Origin of the sequence: Saccharopolyspora sp. NPDC049357 (assembly GCF_040677225.1) — a bacterium.
GTDB lineage: Bacteria > Actinomycetota > Actinomycetes > Mycobacteriales > Pseudonocardiaceae > Saccharopolyspora.
On the sequence record NZ_JBFAQJ010000028.1, the window covers coordinates 1 to 14,090 of the forward strand.

The window sequence follows — 14,090 nt, forward strand, 5'->3', positions numbered from 1 at the left end:
GAAATTCGAGTGCCCGAGTTCGGACTCGAATTTCGCGCGAAATTCGACAGCCCCCCGCCTGGACGCGCGGCGCCTGGCGGGGTTGTGAGGAAGGCCCCTGGCCGGGGCGGAATATCTCGTTCCGCGCGGTCGTCATGCTCGGTGTGAGCCATCTGTTTGAACCGATCAAGCTGCGTGATCTGACCGTCCGCAACCGCGCGTGGGTCTCGCCCATGTGCCAGTACTCGGCGACCGACGGCGTTCCCAACGACTGGCACCTGGTCCACCTGGGCCAGTTCGCCATCGGCGGCGCCGGTCTCGTCATCGCCGAGGCCTCGGGCGTCGTGCCGGAAGGCCGCATCACCCCGAACGACACCGGCATCTACAACGACGAGCAGGTCGCGGCGTGGCGCCGGATCAACGACTTCGTGCACGCGCAGGGCGCCGCCACCGGCATCCAGCTCGCGCATGCGGGCCGCAAGGCGTCCACCGGCCAGCCGTGGGCCGGCGGTGCCACCGTCGACGAGTCGGAGGGTGGCTGGCAGACGGTCAGCTCCACCGGCAACGCCTTCGGTGACCTGGCCGCTCCGCGAGCCCTGACCGCGGAGGAGGTCGCCGAGCTGCCCGAGAAGTTCGCCGCGGCCGCGCGTCGCGCCGACGAGGCCGACTTCGACGTCGTCGAGCTGCACTTCGCGCACGGCTACCTGGCGCACCAGTTCTACTCGCCGCTGGTCAACGACCGCACCGACGCCTACGGTGGCGACTTCGAGAACCGGGTCCGGGTGCTGCTGGAGATCACCGAAGCGGTACGCGCCGCGTGGCCGGAGGGCAAGCCCCTGTTCGCCCGCCTGTCCGCGACCGACTGGACCGAGGGCGGCTGGACCGGCGACGACTCGGTGCGCCTGTCCAAGCTGCTCGCCGAGCGCGGGGTCGACCTGATCGACGCCTCGACCGGCGGTGCGATCCCGGACGCGAAGATCCCGGTGCGCTCCGGCTATCAGGTCCCGTTCGCCCGGCAGATCAAGCTGGACGCCGAGATCCCGACCGCCTCGGTCGGCCTGATCACCGCTCCGGAGCAGGCGGAGGAGATCGTCGCCTCGGGTTCGGCCGACGCGGTGCTGCTCGCCCGCGAGCTGCTGCGCGACCCGCACTGGCCGCTGCACGCGGCGGACCGGCTGCGCGCGGACAACATCTGGCCCGTCCAGTACGAGCGAGCCCGCTGAGCAACGGGTGGGGAAGCTCGGCCGAACTTCCCCACCCGCTCGTTCAGGCGAGCTGGGCCTGCCACATCCAGTGCGACTTCTCCAGGTCGCTGGAGATGGCGATCAGCAGGTCCTGGCTGACCAGGTCGGTCTTGTCGGTTTCGTCGATGCGCTTGCGCAAGCGCCCCACGACCTCGCCCAGGGTGTCCACGATCGCCTCGATCACCTGCCCGTCGGTGCGCCAGTCGGCGGGGAAGTCCGGCAGTCCGGAGCCCTTGGCGACGGTCGAGGCGCGACCGTCCGGCGAGATGCCGATGGTCACAGCGCGCTCGGCGACGTCGTCGGCGAAACCCCGCGCCGAGTTGACCAGCTCGTCGAGCTGGAGGTGCACGTCGCGGAAGAACTTGCCGACGACGTTCCAGTGAGCCTGCTTGGCGACCAGGTGCAGATCGATCAGGTCCAGCAGCGTGTCCTGCAGCACCCGACCGGTGATGTCGCGGTCGGAATTGCTGAGCGGACTTGTGATCGGCGCCGCGTTCTTCGCGGAGCTCTTCTTCGGCGCGCTCTTCTTCGGAGCGGCCTTGGATGCACTCTTCTGAGCCATGGGTTTCGCACAACCTCCTCGACGAGAACGTGCAGACCGGAATCAGGGTGCTGCCCAGGAGGTACCCGCGCACTTCGGGCGATTACACCCGCTGCTCGGCGAACTCCACCACTTGTCGCCCGATGGTGCGCAACGTGGCGCCGACCTTCTCGTCGTCGCACGCGCCGCCAGGGCCGAAGCGGGTCTCGGCCGAGTTCACCGCCCCGCCGAGCGGGGTCGGCCAGCCGCGCAACGCGTGCACGACCGAGCGCAGCGCCTGCAGCGTGGTGACGGTGGCCTGCCAGCCGTAGGCGACGCCGATGCAGCCGACGGCTCGTCCGTCGAAGTAGGGGCGGGAGTCGCCGCGCAGGTCCTCGACGTAGTCGAGGGCGTTCTTGACCAGGCCGGACACCGTTCCGTGGTAGCCGGGCGAGGAGATCAGCACTCCGTCGGCGCCGCGCAGCGCTTCGACCAGTTCGGTGGCCAGCGGGGAGCGGTCGGTCACGTGCGGGTCGTAGAACGGCAGGGCCAGGTCGGCACCGGTGATCGCCCGGACCTTCGCCCCCGACTCCCTGGCGCCCTCCAGCGCGGTGTGCAGCACGCGCTCGGACTGCGAGTCGGGGCGGACCGAGCCACCGATCCCCACCACGGTCACCGTCATGTGCCGATCCTTTCACCCGAACCTGGGAACTGTCGCCCCCGATGTGCCTCTGCGGGTCACGCTAGAACCTCCAGTCCGCTGGAGGTCAAGATCGGCGAGCTGACGCCGATAATTGGCTACTTGCGGGTAACCTACTAGCCGTCCATCACCTTCGCGGGAAGGTCACGCCCATGCCCAACGTCATCGAAGCGCTGCAACCGACGCTCGAAGGCGCCGCGATGCGCGCCGTTTTCGCACTGCCCCAGCCCATTCGCCGCCTCATCGCGGGGGCGCCGATCCGGATCGACGGACAGGAACTCGCGCTCGACGCGCAGCTGCTGCTCAAGCTGCAGAGGCTGACCGGCCAGACCGGGCTGGCCGCCTCGACGGCCGAGAAGGCCCGCGCCGGCATGGCGCACGCGACGAAGATCACCTCAGCGGCTCCGCTGGGCGGCGTGGTCGTCGCCGAACGGACCATCCCGACCGACAACGGCGACCTGCCCGCGCGGCTCTACCGGCCCCAGGACCTCACCGAAACGGGTCCGCTGCTGGTCTACTACCACGGCGGCGGCTGGGTCATCGGCGACCTCGACAGCCACGACGACCTGTGCCGATTCCTCGCCAGGCACACGGGGATCCGGGTGCTGTCGGTGGACTACCGGCTGGCCCCGGAGTACCCGTTCCCCGCCGCGCTGGACGACGCGCTGGCGGCCTACCACTACGCCGTGAACAACGCCGCGGACCTCGGCTCCTCCAGCGACGCGATCGCCGTCGGCGGCGACTCGGCGGGCGGCAACCTCGCCGCCGCGGTCTCGCTGCAGACGACCCGATCGGGTGAGCAGAAGCCGGTGCTGCAGGTGCTGCTCTACCCGGCTGTGGACGCGACCCGGCGGCGCCGCTCGCGGGAGCTGTTCGGCAACGGATTCCTGCTCACCGACCACGACATGACCTGGTTCATGGACCAGTACTCGCCCGTCGAGTCCGAGCGCGGCGACCCGAGGCTGTCGGTCCTGCTGGCCGACGACCTCACCGAGCTGCCCACGGCCTACGTCGTGACCTCGGGGTTCGACCCGCTGCGCGATGAGGGCGAGGCGTACGCCAAGGCGCTGTCCGACGCCGGTGTGCCGGTGGTGGCGCGGCGCTTCCCGGACCTCATCCACGGGTTCGCCAACATCCGCCCGGTGGGTCAACGCTTCGAGGAAGCGCTCTTCGAGATCGTCGGCACGGTCCGAGCGGCGCTGGACCTGCACAAGGTCTGATCTGGGGTACACCTCGCCGCCGCGGGGCGGTTGTGGTCCGAACCGTCCATGATCGACGTCTGATGTGTCAGGTCAGCTCGGACCAGAACCGCCCCCTGGTGAACGCTCCACCCAGCGGGGGTCACTCGGGGTCGGCGAGGAGCTCTCGGAGGCGGGTGAGGAGTTCTTCGCGGTTCGCCGAACCCAGCCGCTGCTTGATCCGGCTGATGTGGTGCTCGACCGTCTTGGCCGAGATGAACAGGCGCTTGCCGACCTGCTTGTAGGTCAGGCCCGCGACCACCAGTTCGGCCACTTCCTTCTCCCGCTCGGAGAGCAGTTCCGAATCGGCGCCGCCGGCGTTCACCGCCCGGGGGCGCGGCGGCTTGCCCTGCAGGGCGCGGGCGCACTCCAGGAGCGCGAGCATGGCGCGGCGGTCGTGCGTGCGGATGGCGGCCTGCCCGGCGAGACGGGCGCCGTCCCAGGCCAGACCCGCGCCGTGCAGGCCGCGGGCGATGCGTTCGACCTCGTCCTGATCGACCTCGCCACCGAGGACCCGCAGCCACATCCGGGCGGCCTCGGCCATCGCGGCGGCCAGCGCGTTGTGGTGCGCGAGAGCGTCGAGCTGGTCGGCGAAGCGGCCTGCGGAGTCGTTCTCCTCCAGGACGATGGCCGCCTGCAACCGCTTCCACAGCAGCATCGACGTCCACAGCGGAGGGTTGCCGAGCCGCTCCAGCAGCGCTTCGGCCTCGTTCAGGTACGGGGTGATCCACTCCTGGTCGCGCAACCGGGCCGCGGCCACCACCAGCTCGCCCAGCGGCAGCAGCGAGAACAGGTCCACCGAGTGCTCCGCGGCGACCTGCCTGGCCTGCGCGCGAGCGGTGGCCAGGGCGGTCATGTCGTTGTCCCGGCTGGCGATCCCGGCCTCGATCGCGGTGGCCATCAGCCGGTCGCGGGCCGCCATCTCGCTCGCTTCGGGGAGCTTCGCGCGCGCGGTGACCGTGTCGCCCTTGACCAGCGGCAACCAGGCCGCGAGCAGCCGGTGCCGGTTGTGCAGCAGGGCACCTCCAGCTCCGGTCTCCACCGCGCGGTCCAGCGTGGACTGCGCGACGTCGAGCTCACCGCAGTGCAGCGCGACCAGCGCGGCCACCGCCGCCGGGGTGTCGGGCACGAACACACCGCGTCCCAGCGGTTCGGACAGCGAGGCCGCGCGCACCAGCGTGGACAGGGCGGTCGTGGCCGATCCGACGACGGATTCGCGCACGCCCGCGGCCATCTGGGCTGCCGCACCGGTCATCGAGGTCGGCGGTCCCGCGTCGTCGCCGGTCTTGAGCAGCTCTTCGGCATCGGTCAGCCGGCCCGCGCCGATCAGACCGACGGCCGCGAACGCCCTGTCCCCCGGCCAGCGCAGCTTCGCCGCGGACCAGCGGCACAGCTCCGCCGAGCGCTCCAGCAGCCCGCGGTGCGCCAGCACGCCCGCCGCGACCTGGACGCCCAGTTCCCGGTCCGGCGCGTTCTCGTCGACGATCACCCGGTCGGCCAGCCGCAGCGCCTCGTCGAGGTTCCCGGCCACGGCGGCCGCCCGAGCCTGGCGCGCGACCACCGAGCCCGCGGGCACACCGGCCGACACCGCGGCGGCGAGCATCCGCCCGGCCAGGTGCGGGGCGACCTGCACGGCCTCCTCGCCGGCGCGCTCGAAGGCCGTTGCCAGCGTCGCTTCCGGCAGCAGCGCCATCGGCGCCTCCAGCAGCGGCGCGACCAGCGGCAGCACCGGTCCGCCCCGGGAGAGCTGGAGTTCCACCAGTTTTCGCGTGATGCGCAGCCGGAGGTCCCACGACGTCAACCTCAGGACCGCGGCGCGCACGATCGGCAGCAGCACGTCCTCGGAGCCGAGCATCGCGCCGGAGCGCATGGCCGACACCACGGCACCGACCGTCGAGCTGTCGGTGCCGACCACGACGGCGAGCAGGTCGGGGTGCGGGGTGGCGCCGACGGCCATCGCCGTCGCGCACCCCCAGCCGACCTCGCCGAGCTGGTCCAGGTCGTGCTGGAAGTGGTCGAGCGCGCGGGCGGGCAGCTCGACGCGTCCGGGCACGGCCTCGGCCAGCAGCCGGGAGACGTAGCGAGGGACACCGCCGGTCTGCGTCTGCACCCAACCGACCCAGTCCAGCGCGCTGCCCGCGGTCCGCTCGGCGATCTCGTCCAGCCCGAGGGTCGCGAGCAGCACGGGAGCGCCGAGTTCGGCGATCAGCTCACCCAGCGCCGCGCTGCGCGGACCGGGCCGGTAGGCGACCAGCAGCCGGATACCAGGCCGGCGGGCGATCTCGCTGAGCCGCAGCAGCATTTCGTCGTCGAGCCGGTGCGCGTCGTCGACGAGCAGCGCGCCGTGCTCGGCGCGGTCGAGGTCCCGGACGCCGAGCACCGGCACGTCGGCCTCGCGGTAGGTGGCGGCGATGGTGTCGAGCAGCGTGGTCTTGCCGAACCCACCTGCGCCCTGGATTCCGGCCACGATCGGCGAGCCCGGGGAGGCCTCGATGGCCGACCGCAATCCGGCCGCGTGCCCGTCCGGGACCAGGGCGGCGCGGGATGTCGTCGGGTGATTCACGCCTGCCTTCCTTGTCGTCCGGTCACCTGGGTCCTGCGGTCCTGATCAGTTGGCTGACGGTGGTGGGGGTCGATTCAGTTGCGCGGTATGCCGTTCCGTTAACGAAATAGCGATCACGGAGCTACTTGACGAGATCCATCACACCGGTGATCGAGTGGTCCTTGGTCATGAAGGTGATCACGACGCCCACGGCGATCAGCAGTGCCGCGATCACGAGCTTGATGATCTTCATGCGCTTCGCCCGCGCTTCGTCGGGGGGCTCGATCGGCATCGGCTCGACGTCGATCGGCGGGCGTTCGACGGGTTCGGGCTCGTCGTCGACGTCGTCGTCGGTGTCGAAGCCCTCGATGCGCATCAGCACGCTCGTCTCGGCGACCGAACTCCGGTCGGTGTCGGTGGACAGCACCTGCTGCGCCGCCAGCGCGGCTCCGCCGGCCGCGGTGAGCTCCGGGGCCACGTCGACCAGCGGCGGGGTCTGCAACCGCTCGGCGACCAGCTGCTTGAGCATCGGGGTGCGCGCGGTCCCGCCCGCCAGCACCACCGTCTCGACGTCGTCGGGGCGCAACGACGCCGACTGCACGGCCTGCGAGATCAGCTCCGGCACCCGCTCCAGGTGCGGGCGCGCCAACTGCTCGTAGCGGGCGCGGGAGATGCCGAACTCGGTGCGCACGCCGGGCAGGTCGACCCACATCGACACACCGGCCTGGTGCGACAGGGCCTCCTTGGCCCGCACGCACTCGCCGCGCAGCTTGGCCAGCGCCGCCCGGTGGTTGACGTCGGAGGGGTCGAGCTCGCCGATCTGCGCCGGGAACTGCTCGCCGACCAGCTCGAACAGCGCGTCGTCGAGGTCCTGGCCGGAGGGGTGGTCGGTGCTCAGCGGCGAGCCGACGACCTCGAAGGTGGGGTGGCGGCGGCGCAGCACGGTGGCGTCGAAGCCGCTGCCGCCGACGTTGGCGACCACGAGCGGATGCTGTTCGTCCACCCGCTGCTTGCTCGCGTAGTCGAGGGCCACGGCGATCGGCTCGGGGATCAAGGTGACCTCGGTGATCCCGAGCTGGGCCAGCGCCTGCTGCACCAGGTGCACCCGGTGCGGGCCCCAGCTGGAGCTGTGGGCCACGGCGATGTGCTCGGGCGGGTGCCCCTGCCGCTGGGTGACCGCGTCGGAGACCCACTCGATCATCGCGGCGACCAGGCGCTGCGCCGGGACGAACTCGCTGCCGACCACCAGCGGCAGGTCGTCGCCGAGCCTGCTGGTGAAGCCGCGGGCGACCCACTCGTGGTGGCTGATCTCCTGGCGGGCAGCGGCCTCCCCGGCCACGAAAGATCCGTCCTGGACCTTGCACAGCACCGTCGGCACCACAGGGCCGCTGGTCGCCAAGGGCACGGGAACGGTCGCCGTCCAGCGGCCACCGTCGCGCCTGGCCGTGGCGGCGGTCGTCACCGTCGCGCCCAGGTGAACGCCCAGGACGTAAGGCATGCAATCCCTTCGTGTCACCGACTCGCGTGTGCCTGTCAGGTTCCCCGATCGAGGGTCTTGCGCGCGGCCGGGGTGCCCACAATTTAGCGGCATTCGATTACGGAGCGGGTCAGGACTCCCCTAGTTACCCCCCAACGGACTACCTAACCGATCCCCTAATAGAGATCTCGATAACTAGGAGTCGTACCCGATGGCTGGGGGGAGCCCCGTCCCTACTGTGATCAACACAGGAGTGAGGGAACGGCACGACCTCACTCGGTCCACCTAGCCGAGTACCGCTGAGCATCGGGAGGTCCGACGATGACGAACCCTCAGCACGCCTTTGGTCAGGCCGAGTCCCCCATCTCCGACCCCGGGACGCACTCCAACTCCGGCCTGTCCGCGGAACCGACGCTGCACGAGTTCCTCACGCGCCTCGTCAGCGATCCGGCCGCACGGTCGGCCTTCGACGCTGATCCGCAAGCCACGCTGGATCAGGTCGGACTCGGGGAAATGAGCGCGACAGACGTGCTGCAAGCCACGTCGCTGGTCCTCGACTACGCGCCGGTCGAGGTGGTCAACGCGTACGACCGCTCGCTTTCGAGCAGCGTCGAGAAGTTCGCCGCGAGCAACCAGCATGTCGCGATCAGCGAACTGCATCCCGCACATCCACACGAGCAGGAAGAACTCAGCATGCTGCAGAACACCCCCTCTGACGACTTCGGCCCCGGCGGCGACGTCGACGCTCAGATGCCCGCCCCGGCCCCCGCGCCGAGCGGCGAGACCAACGTTGACATCGAGCACACCGACGTCGACTCGCACAACGTCGTCAACGTGCACGACGTGCTCTCGGGCAACCAGATCCTGTCGGGCAACGCCGTCAACATCGGTGACAACCTCGACCTGTCCTCCACCGTCGGTTCGGTCACCAGCACCGCGACCCACATGTTCGACAGCTCGCTGAACGTCGCGTCGGCCGCCGGTTCGCTGGTGCACGGCGACGTCACCAACGTGGTCGGCAACGTGGCCACGGGCGACGTCACCGACGTGGTCACCAACGCCCCGGTCGTGGGCGACGTGGCCTCCAACGTCACCCAGGTCGCGGGCGACGCCCCGGTCGTGGGCGACGTCGTCGGCTCGGTCGCCTCGGGCGACATCACCGGTGTTGCCGGTGACCTGACCTCCACCGTCTCCGAGGCCCCCGTCGTGGGCGACGTCGTCGGCAACGTCACCTCGGGCGACGTGACCGGCATCGCCGGTGACCTGACCTCCACCCTCTCCGAGGCCCCCGTCGTGGGCGACGTGGCCTCCAACGTCACCCAGGTCGCGGGCGACGCCCCGGTCGTGGGCGACGTCGTCGGCTCGGTCGCCTCGGGCGACATCACCGGTGTTGCCGGTGACCTGACCTCCACCGTCTCCGAGGCCCCGGTCGTCGGCGACGTCGTCGGCTCGGTCACCTCGGGCGACGTGACCGGCATCGCCGGCAACCTGAGCGACACCGCCGCCGGCCTGCCGGTCGTGGGCGACCTGGCCGGCGCCGCTGCTGGCGTCCCGGTCGTGGGCGACCTGGCCGGTGCCGTCACCGGCGCCGCCGAGAGCGGCGACCCGCTGGGCGTCGTGGCCGGCGTCCCGGTCGTGGGCGACATCGCCTCCACCGCCACCAGCACCGTCGGCTCCGTGCCGGTCGTCGGCGACGCCGTCTCCGACGTGACCTCGGGCGACGTGACCGGTGTGGCCGGCACGCTGACCGACGCCGGCGCGAACGTGCCGGTCGTGGGCGACGCCCTCGGCGACGTGACCTCGGGTGACGTCACCGGCGCCGTCTCCAACGTCCCGGTCGCCGGCGAGGTCGCCGACACCGCCACCGGCGCGCTGAGCAGCGTCCCGGTCGTGGGCGACGTTGCCGGGGGTGCCGCTGGCGGCAACCTGGTCAACAACGTCCCGGTCGGCCCGGAGGCCCTCGGCGACGTGACCGGCACGGTCACCGACGCGGTTGCCAACGTCCCGGTCGCCGGCGACCTCGCCAGCTCCGTGACCGACACCGTTGCCGGTGGCGACGTCACCGCGCTGCCGGTCGACGACCTGTCCTCCGCGCTGCCCACCGACGCGCTGCCGGTCGAGGACGTCACCTCGGCGCTGCCGCTGGACGCCGCTCCGCTGGCCCCGGTCGGCGACGTGGCCTCGCACCTGCCGGCCCCGAGCGACCTGCCGGTCGCGGGCCCGATCGTCGGCGAGCCGCTGGAGGGCCTTACCGGTACCGCCACGGAGGCGCTGCCGCTGGACGGCCTGCTCTGATCGCTCTCCGCGACTGAGTCGTGAAGATGCCGGGATCCGCTCCCTGAGTGGATCCCGGCATTTTTCACATTTCGGAAATTTCTCGCGCCTCACCAACACGGCGAGTGCGCGATAACGATGTGAGTTCAACCGATTGGGTTTCTCTAACCGCCGCGGCACGACACAATGGCCGCCGTGATCGAGACGGCGTTGGTGGAACTGATCGATCGCGCTACTGCCGAGTGCGCCGAGCAGCAGCGCGCCGATCTGCATGGCCGCCTGCGCCAGATCAGAACCAGAGTCCTCGACCCGACCCAGCTCGTGCTGGTCGTCGGAGAGTCGAAGCAGGGAAAGTCCGCGCTGGTCAACGCCATCGTGAACGCTCCCGTGTGCCCGTCCGGCGACGACGTCACCACGACCGTGCCGACCCTGGTGCGCTACGCCGACGAACCGACCGCGCTGCTCATCGAGCAGGAACCCGCGCGCGGACCGATCGCGCTCGACCGCACCCCGGTCCCGATCGACCAGGTCCGCGAGCACATGGAGCGCGCCGTCGCGAACGGCCGTCCGGTGACCCGTGGTGAGATCGGCATCCCCCGAGCGGTGCTGCAGAACGGTCTGGCGCTGATGGACACCCCGGGTGTGGGGAGCGTCTCATCTTTTCTCACCAGCACAACACTCTCCGTGGTCGCCGAAGCCGACGCGCTGCTGATGGTGTCCGATTCGACCCAGGAGCTGACCACCAACGAGCTCGCGTTCCTCAAGCAGGCCACCGCGCTGTGCCCGAACATCGCGCTGGTGATGCCCAAGATCGACCGGACCCCGCACTGGCGGAAGGTCCTGGAGGTCAACCGGAAGCACCTGAGCAACGCGGGCGTCTCGGCGAAGCTGTTCCCGGTCTCGGCAGACATCCGGATGCGCGCCATGCAGTCGCGCAACACCAACCTCAACGCCGAGTCGGGATTCCCGCAGCTGCTGGAGTTCCTGCAGACCGAACTCGCCGGCCAGCACGAGCAGTTCACGCGAAGGCTGGTGGCGCACAACGTGTCCGAGGCGCTGACCCAGATCAACGACTCGCTGCGCGCCGAGCTCGCCGCGCAGAACCCGCGCACCGCCGCCGAAACGCTGGTCGAGCTGGAGACCGCGCAGCGCCGTGCCGAGGACCTGCGCCGCATCTCGCAGCACTGGCAGAAGACGCTCAACGACGGCATCTCCGAGCTGTTCACCGACATCGAGTACGACTTCCGGGAACGCACCTGGGCGGTGCTGCACGAGGTCAACGAGATCTTCGAGGTCGCCGACCCGCTGATGATCTGGGACGACTTCATCCGGTGGATGCAGGCCCGGCTCACCGATGCGATCAGCGAGACCTTCGGCTGGCTGGAGCAGCGCCAGCAGCGGCTCGCCGAGATGGTCGCGGAGCAGATGCCGCCGCAGCAGCTCAGCCGCCCGCCCGAGCTGAACCCGGTGCTGGCACCGGACCCGCTCGACGAGGTCCCCGGCCCGAAGCTGCCGACCGGCGCCGACTACAAGAACTCCGACAAGGTCCTCACCGGTCTGCGCGGTTCCTACGGCGGCGTGCTGATGTTCGGCCTGATCACCACGATGGCCGGGCTGCCGCTGATGAACGTCGTGTCGATCTCGGCCGGTGTGCTGCTGGGCTCCAAGAGCCTCAAGGAAGAGAAGGACATGCGGTTGCGCCGCCGCCAGACCGAGGCCAAGAGCAACGTGCAGCGGCACATCGAGCAGGTGATCTTCCAGGTCAACAAGGACTCGAAGGACACGATCCGCGCGATCCACAAGGCGCTGCACAAGCACTTCACCCGGATCACCGAGGACGCCCAGATGGAGATCAGCCAGTCCATCCAGGCGATCAAGCGCTCCGCCGAGCGCAGCGCGGTGGACCGCGACCAGCGGGCGCGGGAGATCAAGCAGAAGCTCGAGGAGATCACCGTGCTTCGCCGACGGGTCACCCAGCTCACGCAGAACCGGATCACCGCCGCATGAGCACCGAGGCGCTGCTGGAGCGGGCCAAGGGCCTGCTGATGCGGACGATGACGTTCTACCGCGACGACCCGCGCACGTCGACGTGGCTGCGCGACCGCCTGGAACGGCTCGACCAACCGCTGCGGATCGCGGTCAGCGGGCGGGTGAAGTCGGGCAAGTCGACGCTGATCAACGCGCTGATCGGAACCGACCTGGCGCCCACCGACGCCGAGGAGCGCACCCAGGTCACGACCTTCTACCAGTACGGGCCGGAACCGAAGATCCTGGTGCACACCCCGCACGGCGCGGTGCAGAACGTTCCGGTGTCCACACTGGACTCGGCGACGATCCGGGATCTGCAGCACTGGCGCCCGGACGAGGTCTCCCGGCTGGTCATCGAATCCCCGACACCGGGCCTGCAGGCCATCACGCTGATCGAGACGCCCGGTGTCGCCTCGGCGGCCGTGCAGGAGACCGGCCGCTCCGCGCTCGCGCAGATCCTCTCCGAGTCCGACGCGGTGCTCTACCTGACCCGCTACCCGCGCCAGACCGACCTGCAGTTCCTGCAGTCGGTCAACGAGCTGCAGACCGCGCGCTGCGTCCCGATCAACACCATCGTCGCGTTCTCCCGCGCCGACGAGACCGGCGACGGCGGCGCCGACGCGCTGGCCGCCGCCGAGCGGATCGCCGACCGCTACCGCGCCGACCCGACGCTGAGCGCGTTCGCCCAGCACTTCATCCCGGTCGTCGGCCTGCTCGGGCAGGCGTCGTCGACGATGACCGAGGACGACTTCAAGATCCTCGCCTACCTGGCGCGGCTCTCCGACACCGACCGGGACACGCTGCTGCTGTCGGCGGAGCGGTTCGTCAAGGCGGGCTTGGAGGCCGTGCCGTCGGAGATCCGGCAGCGGCTGCTGGAGCGCTTCGGCCACTACGGCATCGCGCGCTCGCTGGACCTTCTGCGCGGCGGGGTCGGCACTGCCCAGCAGCTGCAGCAGGAACTGCTGGAGACCAGCGGTCTCACGACCCTGCAGGAGACGCTGCACTCGCAGTTCGTGGAACGCCAGGACGCGCTGCGGGCGCGATCCGCGCTGCTGGCGGTGGACATGGTGCTGCGCGCCAACCCGCGACCCGGGGTGCAGCAGCTGCTCGGCGAGTTCGAGCGGGTGCTCACCAACGCCCACGAGTGGAACGAGCTGCGCGTTCTGTCCGCATTGGACGCCGGGCAGATCCGGTTCGCCCGCCCGCTGCAGGCCGAGGCCAAGCGGCTGCTCGGAGCCTCCGGGCACTCACCGCACGCACGGCTCGGCCTGGACGAGACGGCGATGGTCGCCGACGTCGCCGACGAGGCCACCGCCACGCTCTCCCGCTGGCGCGAGCAGGCCGTCAACCCGATGCTCGACCGCGCCCACCGCGACGCCGTCCGCACCGTCCTGCGCAGCGCGGAACGCGTGATCCTGCACCAGATCCAGACCCAGGGGAACCCGCAGCAGGCGGCCCAGGCCCAAGCCCAGCAACAAGCCCGCGCCGCCCAGGCGCAGGCGCAGGCCGAGCGTGCCCGGCAAGCGGCCGAGGCCGAGCAGGCCAGGCGCGCAGCGGAAGCCGAGCAGGCCCGCCAGGCAGCCGAAGCGGAGCAGGCCAGGCAAGCCGCCGAAGCCGAGCAGGCCAGGCAAGCCGCGGAGGCGGAACGAGCCCGTCAGGCCGCCGAAGCCGAGCGCGCCCGCCAAGTCGCTGAAGCCGAGCAGGCCCGCCAGGCCGAGCAGGCCCGCCAGGCCGCGGAGGCGGAGCAGGCCCGCCAGGCCGCCGAAGCGGAACGAGCCCGCCAGGAGCAGGCCGCCGCCCACACCCGCCAGGGCGAGGGGTCGACCTCGGCACGCAGCACGGACACCCCCGGGAAGACCCCGGCGACCCAGTTCCTGCAGCAGAACGACCACCCCACCGGACGCCGAGCGCTCCGCGAGGTCGGCACCAGCACGGGCCGCCGACGCCGCGCCGAGCCGGAGCAGGCCGAATCCCGCACCCGTTCCGCGGTCAGCCAGCCCACCGGCAGCCACGCCAAGCCGGACCCGGACGAGCCCTCCCACTACGTCGACCCAACCCCCTCGGGCCGCCACTCCCGAGGCTGATCCC

Annotated in this window: 9 protein-coding genes; 5 read left to right on the forward strand and 4 right to left on the reverse strand. The window is 70.9% G+C overall.

The genetic code is table 11. The features are described from left to right. Positions 1 to 134: 134 nt before the first annotated feature. Complete coding sequence (locus AB0J91_RS21960) at positions 135 to 1,202, forward strand: NADH:flavin oxidoreductase/NADH oxidase (RefSeq protein ID WP_363871839.1); 1,068 nt, start codon at positions 135 to 137, stop codon at positions 1,200 to 1,202. Positions 1,203 to 1,245: 43 nt separating this feature from the next. On the opposite strand, the gene AB0J91_RS21965 is transcribed toward AB0J91_RS21960, so the two are convergent. Both AB0J91_RS21965 and AB0J91_RS21970 read right to left on the reverse strand, forming a co-directional pair. Further along, entirely contained in the window at positions 1,246 to 1,785 is a 540-nt protein-coding gene (locus AB0J91_RS21965) for a DNA starvation/stationary phase protection protein (RefSeq protein ID WP_363871842.1), read from the reverse strand. Positions 1,786 to 1,867: 82 nt separating this feature from the next. After that, complete coding sequence (locus AB0J91_RS21970; RefSeq protein ID WP_363795243.1) at positions 1,868 to 2,425, reverse strand: NADPH-dependent FMN reductase; 558 nt, start codon at positions 2,423 to 2,425, stop codon at positions 1,868 to 1,870. A gap of 170 nt (positions 2,426 to 2,595) precedes the next feature. On the opposite strand from AB0J91_RS21970, the gene AB0J91_RS21975 reads away from it, so the two are divergent. Next, a complete protein-coding gene (locus AB0J91_RS21975; RefSeq protein ID WP_363871845.1) occupies positions 2,596 to 3,663 on the forward strand; it encodes an alpha/beta hydrolase in 1,068 nt (355 codons plus the stop codon). A 121-nt stretch (positions 3,664 to 3,784) separates the two neighbouring features. Here AB0J91_RS21975 and AB0J91_RS21980 read toward each other — a convergent pair whose 3' ends face one another. Next, positions 3,785 to 6,244, reverse strand: coding sequence for a LuxR C-terminal-related transcriptional regulator (locus tag AB0J91_RS21980; protein ID WP_363871848.1), 2,460 nt, complete (start codon positions 6,242 to 6,244; stop codon positions 3,785 to 3,787). Positions 6,245 to 6,365: 121 nt separating this feature from the next. Beyond that, entirely contained in the window at positions 6,366 to 7,721 is a 1,356-nt protein-coding gene (locus tag AB0J91_RS21985) for an Hsp70 family protein (protein WP_363871851.1), read from the reverse strand. Between the two features lie 300 nt (positions 7,722 to 8,021). Between AB0J91_RS21985 and AB0J91_RS21990 the strand changes: the two genes are divergently transcribed. The 3 genes from AB0J91_RS21990 (at position 8,022) to AB0J91_RS22000 (ending at position 14,086) form a co-directional block, all read left to right on the forward strand. Continuing rightward, a complete protein-coding gene (locus AB0J91_RS21990; protein ID WP_363871854.1) occupies positions 8,022 to 9,995 on the forward strand; it encodes an IniB N-terminal domain-containing protein in 1,974 nt (657 codons plus the stop codon). Positions 9,996 to 10,160: 165 nt separating this feature from the next. Beyond that, positions 10,161 to 11,981, forward strand: a complete 1,821-nt coding sequence (locus tag AB0J91_RS21995) for a dynamin family protein (protein ID WP_363871857.1) — start codon at positions 10,161 to 10,163, stop codon at positions 11,979 to 11,981. Next, a complete protein-coding gene (locus tag AB0J91_RS22000) occupies positions 11,978 to 14,086 on the forward strand; it encodes a dynamin family protein (protein ID WP_363871860.1) in 2,109 nt (702 codons plus the stop codon). Before AB0J91_RS21995 ends, AB0J91_RS22000 begins: the two co-directional genes overlap by 4 nt. Positions 14,087 to 14,090 lie beyond the last annotated feature (4 nt).